The organism is Streptomyces sp. SID11385 (genome assembly GCF_010548245.1).
Lineage (GTDB): Bacteria > Actinomycetota > Actinomycetes > Streptomycetales > Streptomycetaceae > Streptomyces.
Window position 1 is genome coordinate 1 of the sequence record NZ_JAAGLR010000677.1, and the last position, 502, is coordinate 502.

The window sequence follows — 502 nt, forward strand, 5'->3', positions numbered from 1 at the left end:
CGGCGCCGACCGCTTCGCCGCGCTCGCCGCGCGCTGCGGCCTCACCGCCACCGAACAGGCGCTCCTGCTCCTCGCGCTCGCGCCCGACGTCGACCGCTCCTTCGAGACGCTGTACGGGTACCTCAACGACGACGTGAGCCGTCGCCGCGCCACCACCGGGCTCGCCCTCGACCTGTGCGGCCTCTCCGCCGCCGACCCCGAGGCGCGCGCCCGCTTCCACGCCTCCGCCCCGCTCGTCCGCCTCGGCCTGCTCCGCGTCGACGAGCCCGAGCTTCCCTTCCTCGGCCGCGTCCTGCGCGTACCCGACCGCCTCGTCGCGCACCTCCTCGGCGACGACACGCCCGATCCCGCGCTCGCCGGGCTGCTCGGGCCCGTCCCCGTATCGCCCCCCGATCCGCTCACCGAGCGGCTCGCCGCGCTCCTCACCCGGCCGCTGCCCCCGCTCACGCACCTGCGCGAGCGGCGCGAGGGCGACGGGCTCGCGTGCGCGGGCGCCGCGCTC

The 502-nt window shown here is 78.5% G+C and carries 1 pseudogene; it reads left to right on the forward strand.

Going from position 1 to position 502, the window contains the following annotated elements:
* A pseudogene (locus G3I42_RS20530) lies at nt 1-502 on the forward strand (ATP-binding protein); the annotation flags it as partial.